15 protein-coding genes, 2 tRNA genes and 1 other RNA gene are annotated in these 18,058 nt (G+C 52.9%); 9 read left to right on the forward strand and 9 right to left on the reverse strand.

Annotated features, from left to right (window positions below; genetic code table 11):
• Positions 1-16: 16 nt before the first annotated feature.
• Positions 17-1,879 (reverse strand): signal peptide peptidase SppA, encoded by a 1,863-nt coding sequence (gene sppA / locus EPG66_RS01255; RefSeq protein WP_022625563.1) that lies wholly within the window; start codon positions 1,877-1,879, stop codon positions 17-19.
• Between the two features lie 173 nt (positions 1,880-2,052).
• Here sppA and EPG66_RS01260 point away from each other — a divergent pair, with 173 nt between their 5' ends.
• The 3 genes from EPG66_RS01260 to EPG66_RS01270 all read left to right on the forward strand — a co-directional run bounded on the left by EPG66_RS01260 (position 2,053) and on the right by EPG66_RS01270 (position 5,026).
• Positions 2,053-2,604, forward strand: coding sequence for an NAD(P)H nitroreductase (locus EPG66_RS01260; protein ID WP_031592757.1), 552 nt, complete (start codon positions 2,053-2,055; stop codon positions 2,602-2,604).
• A 197-nt stretch (positions 2,605-2,801) separates the two neighbouring features.
• Positions 2,802-4,718, forward strand: a complete 1,917-nt coding sequence (locus EPG66_RS01265) for a DNA topoisomerase III (protein ID WP_182685771.1) — start codon at positions 2,802-2,804, stop codon at positions 4,716-4,718.
• The gene (locus EPG66_RS01270) at positions 4,715-5,026 is read left to right on the forward strand and encodes a DUF1496 domain-containing protein (RefSeq protein WP_069026352.1); all 312 of its coding nucleotides are present in this window, start codon (positions 4,715-4,717) and stop codon (positions 5,024-5,026) included. Before EPG66_RS01265 ends, EPG66_RS01270 begins: the two co-directional genes overlap by 4 nt.
• A 33-nt stretch (positions 5,027-5,059) precedes the next feature.
• Here the strand turns inward: EPG66_RS01270 and xthA are convergent, their stop codons facing one another.
• The 6 genes from xthA to EPG66_RS01300 all read right to left on the reverse strand — a co-directional run bounded on the left by xthA (position 5,060) and on the right by EPG66_RS01300 (position 7,905).
• Complete coding sequence (xthA, locus tag EPG66_RS01275) at positions 5,060-5,866, reverse strand: exodeoxyribonuclease III (protein WP_039386242.1); 807 nt, start codon at positions 5,864-5,866, stop codon at positions 5,060-5,062.
• Between the two features lie 158 nt (positions 5,867-6,024).
• A non-coding RNA gene (locus EPG66_RS01280) (RtT sRNA) lies at positions 6,025-6,152 on the reverse strand.
• 40 nt (positions 6,153-6,192) lie between these two features.
• A tRNA-Tyr gene (locus EPG66_RS01285) sits at positions 6,193-6,277 on the reverse strand.
• 38 nt (positions 6,278-6,315) lie between these two features.
• Positions 6,316-6,400, reverse strand: a tRNA-Tyr gene (locus EPG66_RS01290).
• A 144-nt stretch (positions 6,401-6,544) separates the two neighbouring features.
• The gene (gene purU / locus EPG66_RS01295) at positions 6,545-7,393 is read right to left on the reverse strand and encodes a formyltetrahydrofolate deformylase (protein ID WP_003852258.1); all 849 of its coding nucleotides are present in this window, start codon (positions 7,391-7,393) and stop codon (positions 6,545-6,547) included.
• A gap of 56 nt (positions 7,394-7,449) precedes the next feature.
• The gene (locus EPG66_RS01300; protein WP_029519106.1) at positions 7,450-7,905 is read right to left on the reverse strand and encodes a YchJ family protein; all 456 of its coding nucleotides are present in this window, start codon (positions 7,903-7,905) and stop codon (positions 7,450-7,452) included.
• A gap of 96 nt (positions 7,906-8,001) precedes the next feature.
• Here EPG66_RS01300 and rssA point away from each other — a divergent pair, with 96 nt between their 5' ends.
• From rssA to EPG66_RS01325, 5 genes are all read left to right on the forward strand, one after another.
• Entirely contained in the window at positions 8,002-8,907 is a 906-nt protein-coding gene (rssA, locus tag EPG66_RS01305; protein WP_010244341.1) for a patatin-like phospholipase RssA, read from the forward strand.
• Between the two features lie 99 nt (positions 8,908-9,006).
• On the forward strand, positions 9,007-10,023 hold the full coding sequence (rssB, locus tag EPG66_RS01310) for a two-component system response regulator RssB (protein ID WP_010244345.1): 1,017 nt from the start codon (positions 9,007-9,009) through the stop codon (positions 10,021-10,023).
• A gap of 193 nt (positions 10,024-10,216) precedes the next feature.
• Positions 10,217-11,125 carry a UTP--glucose-1-phosphate uridylyltransferase GalU gene (gene galU, locus EPG66_RS01315; protein ID WP_031593142.1) on the forward strand — a complete coding sequence of 303 codons (909 nt, stop codon included), beginning with the start codon at positions 10,217-10,219 and terminating at the stop codon, positions 11,123-11,125.
• 22 nt (positions 11,126-11,147) lie between these two features.
• Positions 11,148-12,488 (forward strand): UDP-glucose dehydrogenase family protein, encoded by a 1,341-nt coding sequence (locus EPG66_RS01320; RefSeq protein WP_031593141.1) that lies wholly within the window; start codon positions 11,148-11,150, stop codon positions 12,486-12,488.
• 14 nt (positions 12,489-12,502) lie between these two features.
• Entirely contained in the window at positions 12,503-13,510 is a 1,008-nt protein-coding gene (locus EPG66_RS01325; RefSeq protein ID WP_031593140.1) for an NAD-dependent epimerase, read from the forward strand.
• 87 nt (positions 13,511-13,597) lie between these two features.
• Here EPG66_RS01325 and hns read toward each other — a convergent pair whose 3' ends face one another.
• Complete coding sequence (gene hns / locus EPG66_RS01330) at positions 13,598-14,005, reverse strand: histone-like nucleoid-structuring protein H-NS (protein ID WP_031593138.1); 408 nt, start codon at positions 14,003-14,005, stop codon at positions 13,598-13,600.
• 409 nt (positions 14,006-14,414) lie between these two features.
• Here hns and tdk point away from each other — a divergent pair, with 409 nt between their 5' ends.
• Positions 14,415-15,035, forward strand: a complete 621-nt coding sequence (gene tdk, locus EPG66_RS01335; protein WP_031593137.1) for a thymidine kinase — start codon at positions 14,415-14,417, stop codon at positions 15,033-15,035.
• A 68-nt stretch (positions 15,036-15,103) separates the two neighbouring features.
• Here the strand turns inward: tdk and adhE are convergent, their stop codons facing one another.
• Positions 15,104-17,791: a bifunctional acetaldehyde-CoA/alcohol dehydrogenase gene (gene adhE / locus EPG66_RS01340; protein WP_039386255.1), complete on the reverse strand. Its 2,688-nt coding sequence runs from the start codon at positions 17,789-17,791 to the stop codon at positions 15,104-15,106.
• Positions 17,792-18,058: the final 267 nt, after the last annotated feature.

Consider the following 18,058-nt stretch of genomic DNA (forward strand, 5'->3'; position numbering starts at 1 on the left):
GGCCGGGCTGCGAGGTTTATCGCACTTCGCCGCAGTTCAGGCAGAATGCATAACGGTTCTGAGGATCGTTCTGCTTGTCGAACAGACCAGGCTGGGCTTTCATGGCACTCATCACATCCAGCATCGGTGCTGGCAGCCAGGCTTTCAGCGTATCAGGCAGGACAGCCTGCACCGACGCGTTCATCTGACTCAGCATCATATCCAGGAAGCTCGGGTCATCCTGATACCAGCTCAGCTGCGGCTTACTGACTTTCGCCAGCTCGCCCGCCTTTTTCACGGCATCATCGAAGTCACCCAGTGCATCAACCAGACCATTGGCTTTCGCATCGCTGCCGGTCCAGACGTGGCCCTGTGCAATGGCATCAATCTGCTCTGGCGTTTTATGACGTGACTTCGCCACCAGACCGACAAAGTTGCGGTAGCCATTTTCGATAGTCAGCTGCATCAGTTGCTGCACTTCCGTTGGCAGCGCTTTGGTGGTTGAGATATCCGCCAGCGGTGAGGTCGCAACACCGTCGGTGTGCACGCCGATACTGTCCAGGCTGTTCTCCAGCGTATTGATTACGCCGAAGATGCCAATCGAGCCAGTCAGCGTGCTGGGGTTCGCCACAATGTAACTGGCAGGCGTTGAGATCCAGTAACCGCCGGACGCGGCCATGCCTCCCATCGAGACCACAATCGGCTTACCGGCCGCCTGCGCTGCCGCCAGCTCTTCACGAATCGCTTCCGAGGCGGTGACGCTGCCACCCGGGCTGTTCACCCGCAGAATAATCGCTTTGATTTTCGGATCGAGACGCGCATCGCGGATCTGTGCCGCCGTCGTGTCGCCACCGACGTTGCCCGGCGTCTCTTCACCGTCCATGATGGCACCGCTGGCCATGACTACCGCGATGTTGCCATCCTGCTGCGTGGAGGTGGTTTTCACGCTGTAGTCATAGATGCTGACGCTACGGTAATCGTTGCTCTGCTTATCCAGACCAAAGGTTTTTACCAGCTCCTGATCGGCTGCCGCACGTGAACCCAGGGCATCGACCAGCTTGTTATCCAGCGCATATTGCGCGGTATCGCCTTTCACGGCGTTTAATCCGGCAATAATCGCAGCAGCACCGGGGAAGAGTTGTTCCGGCGTAATCTGGCGATTCGCTGCCACGGTGTTCAGGTAGTTCTGCCACAGCTGACCGACCCAGCGGCTGTCTGCATCCCGTGCGGCAGGGGACATGTCGTCACGCAGGAACGGCTCAACCGCTGATTTGTAGGTTCCGACACGGAAGACGTGCGAGGTGACTTTCAGCTTCTCCAGCAGGGTTTTGTAATAGAGTCCGTTGGTGGCGAAACCATGCAGATCTACGGTGCCCTGTGGCGACAGATAGATTTTGGTGGCGTAGCTGGCAAGGTAATACTGCGCCTGGCTGTAGCTGTCGCCGAGTGCATAAATCGGCTTGCCGCTGTCGCGGAATTCGCGCAGCGCTTTACCCACATATTGCAGTGAAGGCTGATCGCCACCGGCAAATTCGCGTAAATCGAGCACCATGCCTTTAATGTTGCTGTCATCTTTTGCCTGACGAATAGCGTCGACCACATCAAACAGCGAATTTTCCTGTAAGCGATCACTGCTGGCACCCAGCAGCTGGCGGCCAATTTTGCTCAGACGATTGCTTACCGACGGTTTATCCACCAGCACGCCGCTGAGATCCACTTTCAGTGCGCCTTGCTGAATCGGCGCTGAACTGCCGCCCGACCCGCTGACCTGCAGCCAGATCCCTACACCCACCACAATCAACAAAATCAGGAAAATATTCAGAATAAATTCCCTGATAAAATTCAGTACCCGCCAGCTCCAGCGGAACAGACCTGCAATTATTCGCCACAATGTGCGCATCAGACTCTCCATAAATATGTAGCAGGAAGTGGCCGCCGCGCGGACCAGACTTCCCCGACGAGCTCATCCTAAAGAGCGGCGTGTTAAAAGTCAGCAGGAAATCACTGCGCACTGTTACAAAAAATCTGCCTGTGCCAGGATAACGGCAACATTACAGAGATCGGGAGAGAAACATGGACGCACTGGAATTACTGGTCAACCGACGTTCGGCCTCACGCCTGACTGAGCCGGCACCTGCGGGTGACGCACTGGAAAATATCCTGCGGGCCGGCATGCGCGCCCCGGATCACGGCACGCTGCAACCCTGGCGCTTTATCATTGTGGAAAATGAAGGTCGCGACCGTCTGAGCCAGCTGCTGGAGCAGGCAGCACGCGATAAACAGCTGGATGAAAAGGCGATTAACAAAGCGAGCCAGTCACCGTTTCGGGCACCGATGATCATTACGGTGGTGGCACATTGTGAAGAGCACCACAAAGTGCCGCGCTGGGAGCAGATCGCCTCGGCAAGCTGTGCAGTGATGGCCATGCAGATGGCGGCCGTCGCTCAGGGTTACAACGGTATCTGGCGCAGTGGTCCCTGGACCGATGACGAGCAGGTACGCCAGGGGTTTGGCTGCCGCGAACAGGATGCCATCGTCGGCTTTCTCTATCTGGGCACCCCGCAACTCAAATCCAGCACTACGGTGCTCCCACCTGACACGGCGCCCTTCGTCCGTTACTTCTGACTACAATGCTTGTCCGGTTCCGGCAGGGTGCATTTCAGCCCTGCTTTTTGCACGGTTCCTGTGCGAACGATCGCTAACGCCGCGCATCACACTTACGCCAGCGGGCCTGCCAGGCTAACATAGCCCCAGTATTCAAACCGACAGCGGACAACCGGTTATTACTGCGTTCCCCCTGATGTTAAGGATTACCTGATTCAATGCGTTTGTTTATTGCGGAAAAACCGAGCCTGGGGCGTGCTATCGCAGATGTGCTGCCGAAACCGCATCGACGCGGTGATGGATTCATTGCCTGCGGCAACGATCAGATCGTCACCTGGTGCGTAGGCCATCTTCTGGAGCAGGCGCAACCCGACAGTTATGACAGCCGTTATGCGCGCTGGTCGCTGGCGGATTTACCCATCATTCCGGAAAAATGGCAGCTAAAGCCGCGTCCCTCGGTCGCTAAGCAATTGAAAGTGGTTGAGGGCTTGCTGGCGCAGGCGAATGAAGTGGTGCATGCCGGTGACCCGGATCGGGAAGGGCAGTTGCTGGTGGATGAGGTGCTCGACTACCTGAACCTGCCGGCTGAAAAACGCAGCAAGGTGCAGCGCTGTCTGATTAACGACCTCAATCCTCAGGCGGTGGACCGGGCAGTGAACCGTCTGCGTGAAAATCGCGAGTTTATTCCATTGTGCGTTTCGGCGCTGGCCCGCGCCCGTGCAGACTGGCTCTATGGCATTAACATGACCCGCGCCTGGACGCTGTTGGGACGCAATGCAGGCTATGATGGCGTACTGTCGGTGGGCCGGGTGCAGACGCCGGTGCTTGGGCTGGTGGTCCGGCGCGATGAAGAGATCGAAAACTTCGTGGCGAAAGATTACTTCGAAGTGAAGGCGCACATCCTCACGCCTGATGGCGCCCGATTTATCGCCAGCTGGATCCCCAGTGAAGCCTGTGAACCGTGGCAGGATGAAGAGGGCCGCCTGCTCCAACGCGCGCTGGCCGAGCATGTGGTGGCGCGTATTACGGGCCAGCCAGCGATCGTCACTGCTTACAGCGATAAGCGCGAAAATGAGGTGGCGCCGCTGCCCTTTTCCTTATCCAGCCTGCAGATTGAGGCCGCTAAACGTTACGGGCTGAGTGCGCAGACGGTGCTGGATACCTGCCAGCGGCTTTATGAAACCCATAAACTGATTACCTATCCCCGTTCGGACAGTCGCTATCTGCCTGAAGAGCATTTTGCCGGTCGTCATGCGGTGTTAAAGGCGATACAGGCGCATCAGTCACAGCTGATCCCACCGGCAGATTTCGATGCCGATCGCAGAAATCGCTGCTGGGATGATAAAAAAGTGGATGCACACCATGCGATTATTCCAACGGCCCGTTCCAGCGCGGTGAAGCTCAGTGAAAACGAGCAGCATATCTATGAACTGGTAGCGCGCCAGTATCTGATGCAGTTCTGCCCGGATGCGGTATTCCGCAAATGTGTCATCGATCTTGATATTGCCGGCGGAAAATTCGTGGCGAAAGCGCGCTTCCTGGCGGAGGCGGGCTGGCGCGCGCTGCTGGGCAACAAAGAGCGGGATGAAGAGAACGACGGCATGCCGTTGCCGGTGGTGGCGAAAGGGGATGAGCTGTTGTGTGAGCGTGGAGAGGTGCTGGCGAAGCAAACCCAGCCGCCTCGCCCGTTTACCGATGCCACCATTCTTTCTGCGATGACCGGCATTGCCCGTTTCGTTCAGGATAAAGAATTAAAGAAAGTACTGCGTGCGACCGATGGTTTAGGAACGGAAGCCACACGCGCCGGCATTATCGAATTACTGTTTCGTCGTGGTTTCCTGGTGAAGAAGGGCCGCTATATCAATTCTACGGATGCCGGACGTGCCCTGATTCACTCTCTGCCCGATCTGGCAGCACGCCCGGATATGACGGCGCAGTGGGAATCGACACTGACGCGTATCAGCGAAAAGGCCTGCCGCTATGATGAGTTCATGCAGCCGCTGGTGCAGACCTTAACCGGTCTGATCCAGCAGGCGCGACAGCAGCCTGCGGCGCATGCATTTCGGGGATTACCGTCCACCGGACAGAAACGTCCGGTGCGCAAAACCAGGCGTAAAGTGAAGGAGACGGAATGAGGCGTTATTCAGTATTACTGCTCGTGACCCTGTCGCTGGCGACCAGCGTGGCGCAGGCCAACAGTCGTTATCAGTCGATGCCACAGCAGGGCAGCAACGGTGGCAATACCGATGTCGTGGTGGATATGCCACCCGAAGCATGGACACAGGCAGAGAGACGTCAGCCAGACTGTCTCCGCTGCTGTATCTTTGAGAACCGTAATTACACGGAAGGGGCGGTGGTGAAATCAGAGGGGGTGTTGCTGCAATGTACCCGTGATGAACACTCCATCGGCACCAATAACCTGATCTGGAAAATAGTGAAATAGCCGTCGCGTGGCGCTCTGCCACGCGACCGTCAGTTAAAAGCGGAAGGTTGACCAGATGGGCGCGTGGTCAGACGGTTTTTCCATACTCCGGATCTCATAATCAATGCCGGTCTCAACGCAGTGCGACGCCAGGGTTTTGCTCGCCAGCACCAGATCGATGCGTAACCCGCGATTATCATCAAACCCTTTCGAACGGTAATCGAACCAGGAAAAGCGATCCGCCACCTCCGGATTGTGCTCACGCCAGGTATCAACCAGTCCCCAGCCCAGCAGGCGGTCCATCCACTCGCGCTCTTCCGGCAGGAAGGAGCATTTGCCGGTGCGCAGCCAGCGCTTGCGGCTCTCCTCACCAATACCAATATCCCGATCGGTGCTGCTGATATTCATGTCGCCCATAATCAGAACTGGTTTATCAGCAGGCAGATCCTCGGTCAGCAGACGTTGCAGATCGCGATAGAATTTCTCTTTAGCCGGAAACTTGGTGGGATGGTCGCGGCTTTCGCCCTGCGGAAAATAGCCGTTAATTACCGTGATGTCGCCAATCGGGCTGGGAAGTTCCGCGATGATCAGGCGGCGCTGGGATTCTTCGTCATCACCCGGGAAACCCCGGCTCACTGACACTGGCTCAGCTTTGGTTAACAGGGCAACGCCGTAGTGACCTTTCTGTCCATGATAGAAGACGTGATAGCCGAGCTTTGACACCTCTTCCAGCGGGAACATGTCGTCATGGACCTTGGTTTCCTGCAGACCGATAACATCGGGCTGATGCTGTTCGACAAGTGCCTGAAGCTGATGCGGGCGGGCACGCAACCCATTGATGTTAAATGAAACAAATTTCATGAGATCGACCGTTGTTCAGAAATGTCAGGCGGAGATGGTAGCGATTTTTGCTGAAAAAGTCATGGCGGAACAGGCTGAGATTGTGCAAAAGCGGGCATGAACGTGGGGGCGAACAGGAAGCTTGGGTATTGGTCTGGGATTTTGTGCAGCATACGAGATGGTGGTGGGAGAAGGATTATTCGGCGCGTTGCGCCTCACCCTGCGGGCCGCGCTGAAGCGCGTTGTCTTGCGATGCTCGACCCGAACCTTAATCGAAGGTTCTCATCCCTCTCCCCGCAGAACAGGAAGCTTAGGTATCGGTCTGGGATTTTGTGCAGCATACGAGATGGTGGTGGGAGAAGGATTCGAACCTTCGAAGTCTGTGACGGCAGATTTACAGTCTGCTCCCTTTGGCCGCTCGGGAATCCCACCTGGGATAGTGATGTGGCTTAAGATGATTCAGATTCAGATGGTGGTGGGAGAAGGATTCGAACCTTCGAAGTCTGTGACGGCAGATTTACAGTCTGCTCCCTTTGGCCGCTCGGGAATCCCACCATGGCCTGAATCTTTCTCTCTTAAAGCGGGGCGCATCATACCAAATGCGATAAGGGTGTAAAGCGCCCACTGGCAAAACCGCAACTGTTTGCCCACTTTTTACGCGTAGCGCTGAATCTGCAGACAATTCAGCGCACTGGCTGATTAAAGAATAATCGTGCGGTTGCCGTAAACGAACACGCGCTGACCCAGCACTTTGTAAAGTGCGTTGCTCAGGACATTCTTTTCTACGTCGCGACCGGCGCGCATCATCTCATCGGCGGTGTAGCTGTGATCAACGTTTATCACATCCTGCATGATGATTGGGCCTTCATCGAGGTTGTCGTTCACATAGTGCGCGGTGGCACCGATGATCTTCACGCCGCGTTCATAAGCCTGATGATAGGGACGGGCACCGATAAAGGCGGGCAGGAAGGAGTGGTGAATATTGATAATCTGGTTCGGATAACGCTGCACAAAGGCGGGCGTCAGGACGCGCATATATTTCGCCAGCACCACGTAATCGGGCTGATAGCGGTCAATCTCTTCCACCATGCGGTTATCGTGCTCTTCACGCGTCAGTCCCTCATGGCTCACCAGCACAAAGGGAATATCGAAACGCTCAACCAGCGAACGCAGGGTGTCGTGGTTACCCACTACCGCCGCAATTTCCATATCCAGGCCGCCAAACGCGCTCTTCATTAACAGATCGCCCAGGCAATGCGCCTCTTTAGTGACCAGAATCACCACGCGGCGACGACCGGCGCTGTGCAATTCCCGGACTGAACCCTGGGGCAGGGCGCTGTCGAGGTCGGCGAGCAGGGTATTGTCGTTGAAAATCCCTTCCAGCTCGGTACGCATGAAAAAACGCCCGGTGCGATGATCAACAAACTCATTGTTCTGCACGATATTAAGTTCGTGCTTGTAACAAATATTGGTGATTTTGGCGATCAGACCTTTTGCATCGGGACAAATGGTTCGTAAAACTTTTCTTTGCATGGTTTGCGCTTGCATCTCAATCAGAGTCCTGTCAAAGCATTAGGGGTAAAACCGCTGGGGTAGCCGTCAGCTTAACCACAACATTTTTTGTATTTTTTTTCACTGCCGCACGGGCAGCGATCGTTACGCCCCACGGGCGGTGCTGTACCGTCAACATAGTACCAGCGTTGATCCTCGCGAAGAAAGCGTGAACATTCATGAATGGCCTGAATGTTGGTTTTCTCGCGATATCGCGCAAAAAAGGTAACGAAAGCTTCGTTCTCATGGCTTCCATGATTACAACGGGTTACATTCAGGCTGAGCCAGTCGGTTCCTGGAAAACTTTCAGATAAAAGCCCTGACAGCGCCGGATGACGCTTCTCAGGATGCCAGGTCGCAACCAGATAGTCCGCATTATGCTGAACATAAGCGCAATAACGGGATCGCATAAGTTGTTCAGCGGTAACAGGAATCTGGTTACCCTGAAGAAAGGGCTCGCAACATACGCTATACTGCTCTCCGCTACAACATGGGCAGGTTTCTGACACATTATCTCCCGGGAATGATGGGTCGATTTTACAAGCGCGCTATGTTAGCTGACCCCGTGTTGTGATGCTACGTATTGACGGCAGGACCAGACAGAAATGAGAAAGGTAAAAATTGGATTGGCTCTGGGTTCTGGAGCGGCCAAAGGATGGGCGCACATCGGCGTGATCAACGCGCTGGAGCGTGCAGGTATTGAGATCGACGTCGTTGCGGGCTGCTCTGTCGGGGCATTAGTCGGATCTGCCTATGTGAATAACCGCCTGCCGCTGATGGAAAAATGGGTCAGCGCATTTCGCTACTGGGATGTTATTCGCCTGATGGATGTCTCCTGGCAGCGTGGCGGACTGCTGCGCGGTGAGCGGGTCTTTAGCCATGTTCGTCAGCTGATCCCCAATGACACGATAGAGCACTGTCATAAACCCTTTGGCGTAGTGGCAACGAACCTCAGTACCGGTCGTGAACTCTGGCTGACCGAGGGCGATCTGCATCAGGCAGTACGCGCTTCATGCAGTATGCCAGGTTTATTACCGCCGGTGGGCTACAATGGGTATTGGCTGGTGGATGGTGCCGTGGTCAATCCGGTGCCGATTTCACTTACCCGCGCCCTGGGGGCAGACATTGTTATCGCCGTTGACTTACAGCATGACGCGCATTTAATGCAGCAGGATCTCTTTTCCGTGACACCGCAGAATAGCGAAGAAGAAGCTGCCGCAGCGGCATTGAGCTGGGGTGGGAAGCTGCGTCAGCGTCTGGTGAATTTCAGCCAGCGCCGTGCGTCTCAGTCACCTGGCGCGATGGAGATTATGTCCACCTCTATCCAGGTGCTGGAAAATCGCCTGAAGCGGAATCGCATGGCGGGCGATCCGCCCGATGTTTTGATTCAGCCGGTCTGTCCGCAAATTTCGACGCTGGATTTTCACCGTGCTGAGGAAGCCATTGAAGCAGGCAAGGCCGCCGTAGAGAAGAAAATGGATGAACTATTACCACTGGTCCGTGGCAGATAATCAGGTTGTTCATTCAAAGCGGTGACTTCAGCCAATTCTTAAAGGCGCAACTGCGTTTTATGAACCACTATTGAAATATCTGGTACGCAGGGGGAAAGAATGGAAAAACCACTACTCGGCAAAAAGATACTCATTGTCGAAGATGAGGCTGTTTTCCGTTCGTTGCTGGACCAATTTTTGTTATCGATGGGTGCTGTGACGTTACAAGCGGAAGATGGTCTGGAAGCAATTGCACAACTACAACAGCATACTGTCGACCTTATTATCTGCGATCTGGAAATGCCCCGCATGAGCGGCATCCAGTTCGTTGAGCACATTCGTACCCGCGGCAACATTGTGCCGATTTTAATCATCTCAGCCACCGAGAACATGTCGGACATTGCGCATGTATTGCGTCTCGGGGTGCAGGATGTGCTGCTTAAGCCACTGAAAAACTTTGAGCGCTTCCGTGAAGCGGTCTATGAATGTCTCTATCCCTCTATGTTCACTTCGAAAGTGGAAGAGGATGAACAACTGTTCCAGGACTGGGATGCGCTGGTTCGTGATCCTAAAGCAGCTGCCAAGCTGCTCAAGCAACTCCAGCCACCGGTGCAACAGACTATTGCCAACTGCCGGGTTAACTATCGTCAGCTGACGATGGCCGAGCAGCCTGGGCTGGTGCTTGATATCGCGGCGCTCTCCGACAAAGATCTGGCGTTCTACTGTCTGGACGTGACCCGTGCCGGTGATAATGGCGTGCTGGCAGCATTGCTGCTGCGGGCGCTGTTCAATGGCCTGCTGCAGGAGCAACTGACCGGGCAAAAACAGCGTCTGCCGGAACTCAATGGGCTGCTCAGACAGGTCAATCTGTTACTGCGGCAGGCTAACCTTAGCGGCCAGTTCCCGTTACTGGTTGGGTACTATCATCGCGGATTAAAGAACTTAATCCTGGTTTCGGCCGGATTGAATGCCACACTCCATGTTCATGCCCATCAGATTCAGCTCAGCAATGGTGTCCCACTTGGCACTATGGGCAGCACCCATCTTAATCAGATCAGTCAGCGCGCAGAAAACTGGCAATGCCACGTCTGGGGCGCGGGCGGGCGCATTCGGCTGATGCTATCGACGGAAGAATAAGCCATAAAAACAGAGGAATTCTGGCGCTGAGGACAGGGCCAGAGTTTAGCTTTACTGTTGGGTAATAGTCTTAATTTCGACGGTTTGATGCCTTCCAGGATAAATCCGTTCGATACTAACTGATATACTCATTTCCGATTTTAAACCGACATATCAAGTATTAACTTGAACGGCCTATAAGAGAGGTATCTTAATGTCTGCCAATAATACCAAAGTAAAAAAAGCGGTAATCCCGGTAGCGGGTTTGGGTACGCGTATGCTCCCGGCTACCAAAGCGATTCCTAAAGAAATGTTACCGCTGGTTGATAAGCCGTTAATCCAGTATGTCGTTAACGAGTGTATCGCTGCTGGCATCAACGAAATTGTGCTGGTAACGCATTCATCAAAAAATGCCATCGAAAACCACTTTGATACCAGCTTCGAACTGGAATCAATGCTGGAAAAACGCGTTAAGCGTCAGCTGCTGGATGAAATCCAGTCAATCTGCCCGCCACACGTCACCATCATGCAGGTTCGTCAGGGTATCGCTAAAGGTCTGGGTCACGCTGTAATGTGTGCACACCCATTGATCGGCGATGAGCCGTTTGCGGTTATCCTGCCAGACGTCATCATCGACGAATATGAATCAAACCCAACCAAAGATAACCTGGCAGAGATGCTGAGCCGTTATGAAGAGTCTGGCCGCAGCCAGATCATGGTTGAGCCGGTTGCCGATGTGACTGCCTACGGTGTTGTCGATTGCCAGGGCGCAGAACTGAACCCAGGCGACAGCGCACCAATGGTCGGTGTGGTTGAGAAGCCTAAAGCGTCAGAATCCCCATCAAACCTGGCCGTAGTAGGTCGTTATGTTCTCTCTTCAGCGATCTGGCCACTGCTGGCTAAAACGCCTCCAGGTGCAGGCGGCGAAGTTCAGCTGACTGACTCCATTGCGATGCTGATGGAAAAAGAGACAGTTGAAGCATATCACCTGAAAGGCGTCAGCCATGACTGTGGTAACAAACTGGGCTACATGCAGGCTTTCGTTGAGTACGGTGTTCGTCATCCGGTATTGGGCAAAGATTTTTCTGAATGGCTCGATGGCGCAGTTGGCAACAAAAAGTAATTTATAAACACAGGATAACTCGATGAAAGTCACTGTATTTGGTATCGGCTATGTCGGTCTGGTTCAGGCTGCGGTGTTAGCCGAAGTCGGACATGACGTTCTCTGCATTGATGTCGACGAAAACAAAGTCGAAAATCTGAAAAAAGGCATCATTCCTATTTTCGAACCAGGTTTAACGCCGCTGGTAATGTCCAATTACGAAGCGGGTCGTCTGAAGTTCAGCACTGATGCTGAGATGGGCGTAAACCATGGTGTTATGCAGTTTATTGCAGTTGGTACTCCACCAGATGAAGATGGCTCTGCCGATCTGAAATATGTGACCGCCGTAGCGCGCACCATTGCGCAGCATATGAACGATCACAAAGTGGTTATCGACAAATCAACCGTTCCGGTTGGCACAGCAGACAAAGTTCGTGCGGTAATGACGGAAGCGCTGAAAGCGCGTGACGCCAACATCACCTTTGATGTGGTATCTAACCCGGAATTCCTCAAAGAAGGTGCTGCAGTTAATGACTGTATGCGTCCAGAACGTATCGTTGTCGGTACTGACAACGACGACGTGGTAGAACTGTTACGCGAGCTCTATGAGCCGTTTAACCGTAACCACGATCGTATGATCATGATGGATATCCGCAGCGCAGAGCTGACCAAGTATGCAGCAAACTGCATGCTGGCCACCAAAATCAGCTTTATGAATGAGATGTCTAACCTGGCTGAACGTTTAGGCGCGGATATTGAAAAAGTACGCCAGGGCATCGGTTCCGATCCCCGCATTGGCTACCACTTTATCTATCCTGGCTGTGGTTATGGCGGCTCCTGCTTCCCGAAAGATGTGCAGGCGTTAATCCGTACCGCTGAGTCAATTGGCTATCAGCCACGTCTGTTGCAGGCCGTGGAAGATGTGAATGACAACCAGAAAAACAAACTGCCAACCTTTATCAAGCGTCATTTTGGTGACGATCTGAAAGGTAAAACGTTTGCGCTCTGGGGCCTGTCATTTAAGCCGAACACTGACGACATGCGTGAAGCCTCCAGCCGTGTGCTGATGGAAACGCTGTGGGAAGCCGGCGCATCTGTTCAGGCGTTTGACCCGGAAGCGATGGATGAAGCACAGCGCATCTACGGTCACCGCAGCGATCTTAAGCTGATGGGTACCAAAGAAGCCGCACTGCAGGGCGCTGACGGCCTGGTCATCTGTACGGAGTGGCAAAACTTCCGTGCGCCTGACTTCGACATCATCAAAAATGCACTGAAAGAAGCCGTGATTTTTGATGGTCGTAACCTGTATGATCCAGAGCGTATCAGCAAACGCGGTTTCGTTTATTATGCAATCGGCCGCGGAGCGTCTATTCAAACTGCATAATTAACGAGGGATTTATGAACTTTCTGGTCACCGGCGCCGCAGGTTTTATTGGTTTTCATGTCAGCCAGCGTCTGCTGGCCGCCGGTCACCAGGTTGTCGGTATCGATAACCTGAATGATTATTACGACGTAAATCTCAAGCATGCCCGTCTCAATTTAATTAAGGCCGATCCTGGCTTTACTTTTATTGAGATGGATCTGGCGGACCGTGACGCAATGGCGTCACTGTTCGATCAGCAAAAATTCCAGCGCGTTATCCATCTTGGCGCTCAGGCTGGTGTCCGGTATTCCATTGAAAATCCTCATGCCTACGCAGACTCCAATCTGACTGGTCACCTCAATATCCTTGAAGGTTGCCGTCATCATAAAATTGAACATCTGCTCTACGCCTCATCCAGTTCAGTCTATGGTCTGAATCGCAAGATGCCGTTCTCAACCGAAGATAGCGTTGATCATCCGGTTTCTTTATATGCAGCGACCAAAAAAGCCAACGAGTTAATGTCACACACTTACTCGCATCTCTATCAGCTGCCGACCACAGGATTGCGCTTCTTTACGGTCTATGGCCCGTGGGGCCGTCCGGATATGGCGTTATTCAAATTCACCCGTGCAATGATTGCCGGTGAAGCGATTGACGTTTATAACCAGGGCCAGATGAAACGCGACTTTACCTATATTGACGATATTGCTGAAGCCATCGTTCGCCTGCAGGATGTTATTCCACAACAGGACGACAACTGGACGGTTGAAACCGGATCGCCGGCAACCAGTTCAGCGCCTTATCGCGTTTATAATATTGGAAACAGTCAGCCTGTCACGTTGATGAACTATATCGAAGCGATTGAAAAAGCCCTGGGTATTACTGCCAGGAAGAATCTGATGCCAATGCAGCCTGGAGATGTACTGGAAACCAGTGCGGACACCGAAGCCTTGTTTAAGGCAATTGGATTCAAACCGCAGACCGGGGTCGAAGAGGGCGTTAAAAACTTTGTGGACTGGTACCGCGATTTTTACCGCGTCTGAGTAACTGATTAAAAGAAAAAAAGGAAGCTCCGGCTTCCTTTTTTATTGCGCATCAGGCTGCCAGAAAGGCAGTCACTCTGCGGGTCTTTATAGTAAGAAATCGTCCAGCTTTTTACCCTGTTCTTCCAGCGCTTTTTTAATCACGGCCGGTGTGCGGCCCTGACCGGTCCACGTTCTGGACTCGCCTTTTTCATCGGTGTAACCATATTTTGCCGGACGTACTGAGCGTTTACCTTTTGCCGCAGTCCGTGTGTCGGTCAGCGCGTTAATCAGTTCATTCGGGTCAATACCATCAGCCAGTAGCATTTCACGATACTGGTTAAGCTTACGCGTGCGTTCTTCATTTTCTGCCTGAAAATGTGACTCTTCTTCGCGGCGCTCTTTTACTACTACGTCCAGCTTTTCCAGCATCTCTTCCAGTATTTCAACGGAATACTCTCTGGCCTGGGCGCGCAGCGTACGGATATTATTAAGAACTTTTAGTGCTTCGCTCATTGTCCTGGTCTCTGAATAAGGGAAAAGTTGTGTTGCCCGCTAATAGTAGTGGCGACATAAAATAACTGCAATCATAAAAATATGTATATCACTAATTACACAGGTGACTAAAAACAAGTTTTACCAAAAGATTTCACAGTTATGCAGAATAAAAATATTTTCCTTTAGTCCGATATCAAATAAATTTAATGTATTCAGGTCAGCTACAAAAATGTCATTGCTTTTGTTGCGGTTAAAATAAGCAAAACTTATCCCGTTCGGCAGTGCACATAACAGGCGCTGGAAACGGCATGCAGAGGAATAAACGGCCAGCCGTTACACTTTATTCACTCATCAACCGCAACGTATTGCCGCCGCTTTGTGGTAATATGCGCGCCATTCCATTCAGTCCTGATGAAGATACGCCCCGATGGCTCAACTCTATTTCTATTACTCTGCCATGAATGCAGGGAAATCGACCGCACTGCTACAATCCTCATATAACTATCATGAGCGCGGCATGCGTTCACTGGTTTACACCGCTGAAATCGATAACCGCTTTGGTGCCGGGCAGGTGAGCTCCCGTATCGGACTGTCGTCACCGGCCTTGCTATACAACGCAGAGACATCCCTCTACAGGGACATCGCTGCTGAACATGCCGTTCAGCCTGTCCACTGCGTTCTGGTTGATGAGAGTCAGTTCCTGACCCGCGAGCAGGTTAAAGCGCTGTCAGATGTCGTAGACGACCTTGATATCCCGGTGCTCTGTTATGGCCTGCGAACGGATTTTCGCGGTGAACTGTTTGTTGGCAGTCAGTATCTGCTGGCGTGGGCAGATAAGCTGGTTGAACTCAAAACTATTTGTCACTGTGGGCGCAAGGCCAGTATGGTTCTGCGACTGGATAGCGAAGGCAAACCTTTCAGTGAGGGTGAGCAGGTGGTGATTGGCGGTAACGAACGCTATATCTCAGTCTGCCGTAAGCATTATAAACAGGCGATAGAGCAGGGATCGTTGCAGGCGATCCACGGCGCTCAGACTCCGCTGAATTAACCCTATTGTTCAGGCAATAAAAAACCCGCCGAAGCGGGTTTTTTTATCAGACAGTCAGAACGGCACTATCAGACTTTTTTGGCTTTCTTCTCAAGCTTAATACCTTTTACCGGCTGCTCGGCAATGGCTTCGGCTACGCTTGAGAACGGTTCGACAAATTCACGACCGTAGTAGGTATCGAGCATAATCTGTTTCAGTTCAGCAATCAGCGGATAACGAGGGTTAGCACCGGTACACTGGTCATCAAACGCATCATCGGCCAGTTTATCGACTTTCGCCAGGAAGTCCGCTTCCTGCACACCCGCCTCACGGATAGAGGTCGGAATACCAAGTTCAGTTTTAATCTCATCCAGCCAGGCTAGCAGCTTCTCAATTTTCTGCGCGGTGCGGTCGCCCGGTGCGCTCAGACCCAGATGGTCAGCAATCTCGGCGTAGCGACGGCGCGCCTGAGGGCGATCGTACTGGCTGAAAGCGGTCTGTTTAGTCGGGTTGTCATTCGCGTTGTAGCGAATAACGTTAGAGATTAATAGGGCGTTGGCCAGGCCGTGTGGGATATGGAACTCTGAACCCAGCTTATGCGCCATTGAGTGACAAACCCCGAGGAAGGCGTTGGCAAACGCAATACCGGCGATAGTGGCGGCATTGTGTACGCGCTCACGCGCCACCGGATTTTTGGCCCCTTCGGCATAGCTGGCTGGCAGATTCTCTTTCAGCAGTTTCAGTGCCTGCAGCGCCTGTCCGTCAGAGTATTCATTCGCCAGCACTGATACATAAGCTTCCAGCGCATGCGTCACGGCATCCAGACCGCCGAAGGCGCAGAGTGAACGCGGCATATCCATCACCAGGTTGGCATCGACAATCGCCATATCAGGCGTCAGTGCGTAGTCAGCGAGCGGATATTTCTGACCCGTCGCATCATCGGTCACTACAGCAAACGGCGTGACTTCAGAACCGGTACCGGACGTGGTGGTAATGGCAACCATGCGCGCTTTGACACCCATTTTCGGGAACTTGTAGATACGTTTACGGATATCCATGAAACGTAACGCCAGCTCTTCGAAGTGTGTTTCCGGATGTTCGTACATCACCCACATGATTTTCGCGGCATCCATCGGTGAGCCACCGCCCAGCGCGATGATGACATCCGGTTTGAAGCTGTTCATCTGCTCAGCACCTTTACGCACGATGCTCAGTGTCGGGTCAGCTTCAACTTCGAAGAACACTTCCGTTTCAATGCCGTGTGATTTCAGCACGCGGGTCACCTGGTCGGCATAGCCGTTATTGAACAGGAAGCGGTCAGTGACGATAAAGGCACGTTTCGCGCCATCCGTTGCCACTTCTTCCAGCGCAATTGGCAGTGAACCCCGACGGAAGTAGATGGATTTAGGAAGTTTATGCCACAACATATTCTCAGCTCGCTTGGCGACAGTTTTGGTATTGATCAGATGTTTTGGACCGACGTTCTCTGAAATAGAGTTTCCGCCCCACGAACCACAACCCAGCGTCAGAGACGGCGCCAGTTTAAAGTTGTAGAGGTCGCCGATACCGCCCTGCGAGGCGGGGGTGTTGATCAGAATACGCGCGGTTTTCATTTTGTCGCCGAAGTAGTGAACGCGTTCGGTCTGGTTGTCCTGATCGGTATAGAGACAGGAGGTGTGGCCGATACCGCCCATGGCGACCAGTTTTTCTGCTTTCGCGACCGCATCCTGGAAATCTTTCGCCCGATACATCGCAAGGGTTGGTGAGAGTTTTTCATGGGCGAACGGCTCAGACTCATCAACCAGCTTAACTTCGCCAATCAGAATCTTAGTGCTCGGTGGCACGCTGATACCGGCCATCTCCGCAATCTTGAACGCTGGCTGGCCTACGATGGCCGCATTCAGGCCGCCGTTTTTCAGAATGATATTCTGCACCGCACTCAGTTCGGCGCCCTGCAGCATATAACCGCCGTGGCTGGCGAAACGTTCACGCACCGCGTCATAGACTGAATCGACCACAATCACCGATTGTTCAGAGGCGCAGATAACCCCGTTATCAAAGGTTTTCGACATCAGAATCGACGCAACCGCACGTTTCAGATCGGCGGTTTCGTCAATCACGACCGGCGTATTACCCGCACCGACACCAATCGCAGGTTTACCGGAGCTGTAAGCCGCTTTCACCATGCCCGGACCGCCAGTGGCGAGAATCAGGTTGATGTCAGGGTGATGCATCAGTTGATTTGACAGCTCAACGGAAGGTGCGTCGATCCAGCCGATAATATCTTTTGGCGCACCGGCAGCCACCGCCGCCTGCAATACGATGTCTGCAGCTTTGTTTGTTGCATCTTTGGCGCGTGGATGGGGAGAGAAAATGATGCCGTTACGGGTTTTAAGGCTGATTAATGCTTTGAAGATGGCGGTTGAAGTGGGGTTGGTCGTCGGGACGATACCGCAAATCAGGCCAATAGGTTCGGCGATAGTAATGGTGCCGAAAGTATCATCCGTGGCTAACACACCACAGGTTTTTTCATCTTTATAAGCGTTGTAGATATATTCTGAAGCAAAATGGTTTTTGATCACTTTGTCTTCGACGATGCCCATACCGGATTCGGCAACGGCCATCTTGGCAAGCGGGATTCGGGCGTCTGCGGCGGCGAGGGCGGCGGCACGGAAGATGGCGTCGACCTGTTGTTGAGAAAAGTTGGCATATTCACGCTGGGCTTTTTTTACACGTTCAACCAGTGCATTAAGTTCGGCGACATTGGTTACGGCCATGGTGTTCTCCTGAAGGAAGTTAAACTTTTTTAGTAAACAATCCTGCGCCCTGAGTATAGTCACGTTGCCATAAGGCGCTGGACTGGGTCAGAACGCCCGGATTTTCAACTGTTTACTGAACTAGTCTTCTGTTGCAGTCAGTGAGATTTCCTTCGCTGCCGCTAATACTTCCGTTGCGAAAAGATTACCTGGTTTGGGGTAGGGCAATTTTGATGCAGATCAATTTAACCGCAAGCTGACACCTTTCAGCTCCCCTTTACGCCCTTT

Source organism: Pantoea pleuroti (assembly GCF_014156615.1).
Taxonomy (GTDB): Bacteria; Pseudomonadota; Gammaproteobacteria; order Enterobacterales; family Enterobacteriaceae; genus Pantoea; species Pantoea agglomerans.

What these genes read in the sequence shown, in the direction of transcription:
- sppA (WP_022625563.1), bottom strand. Translation starts at nt 1,879, where the DNA reads ATGCGCACATTGTGGCGAATAATTGCAGGTCTGTTCCGCTGGAGCTGG.
- EPG66_RS01260 (WP_031592757.1), top strand. Translation starts at nt 2,053, where the DNA reads ATGGACGCACTGGAATTACTGGTCAACCGACGTTCGGCCTCACGCCTG.
- EPG66_RS01265 (WP_182685771.1), top strand. Translation starts at nt 2,802, where the DNA reads ATGCGTTTGTTTATTGCGGAAAAACCGAGCCTGGGGCGTGCTATCGCA.
- EPG66_RS01270 (WP_069026352.1), top strand. Translation starts at nt 4,715, where the DNA reads ATGAGGCGTTATTCAGTATTACTGCTCGTGACCCTGTCGCTGGCGACC.
- xthA (WP_039386242.1), bottom strand. Translation starts at nt 5,866, where the DNA reads ATGAAATTTGTTTCATTTAACATCAATGGGTTGCGTGCCCGCCCGCAT.
- purU (WP_003852258.1), bottom strand. Translation starts at nt 7,393, where the DNA reads ATGCAAGCGCAAACCATGCAAAGAAAAGTTTTACGAACCATTTGTCCC.
- rssA (WP_010244341.1), top strand. Translation starts at nt 8,002, where the DNA reads ATGAGAAAGGTAAAAATTGGATTGGCTCTGGGTTCTGGAGCGGCCAAA.
- rssB (WP_010244345.1), top strand. Translation starts at nt 9,007, where the DNA reads ATGGAAAAACCACTACTCGGCAAAAAGATACTCATTGTCGAAGATGAG.
- galU (WP_031593142.1), top strand. Translation starts at nt 10,217, where the DNA reads ATGTCTGCCAATAATACCAAAGTAAAAAAAGCGGTAATCCCGGTAGCG.
- EPG66_RS01320 (WP_031593141.1), top strand. Translation starts at nt 11,148, where the DNA reads ATGAAAGTCACTGTATTTGGTATCGGCTATGTCGGTCTGGTTCAGGCT.
- EPG66_RS01325 (WP_031593140.1), top strand. Translation starts at nt 12,503, where the DNA reads ATGAACTTTCTGGTCACCGGCGCCGCAGGTTTTATTGGTTTTCATGTC.
- hns (WP_031593138.1), bottom strand. Translation starts at nt 14,005, where the DNA reads ATGAGCGAAGCACTAAAAGTTCTTAATAATATCCGTACGCTGCGCGCC.
- tdk (WP_031593137.1), top strand. Translation starts at nt 14,415, where the DNA reads ATGGCTCAACTCTATTTCTATTACTCTGCCATGAATGCAGGGAAATCG.
- adhE (WP_039386255.1), bottom strand. Translation starts at nt 17,791, where the DNA reads ATGGCCGTAACCAATGTCGCCGAACTTAATGCACTGGTTGAACGTGTA.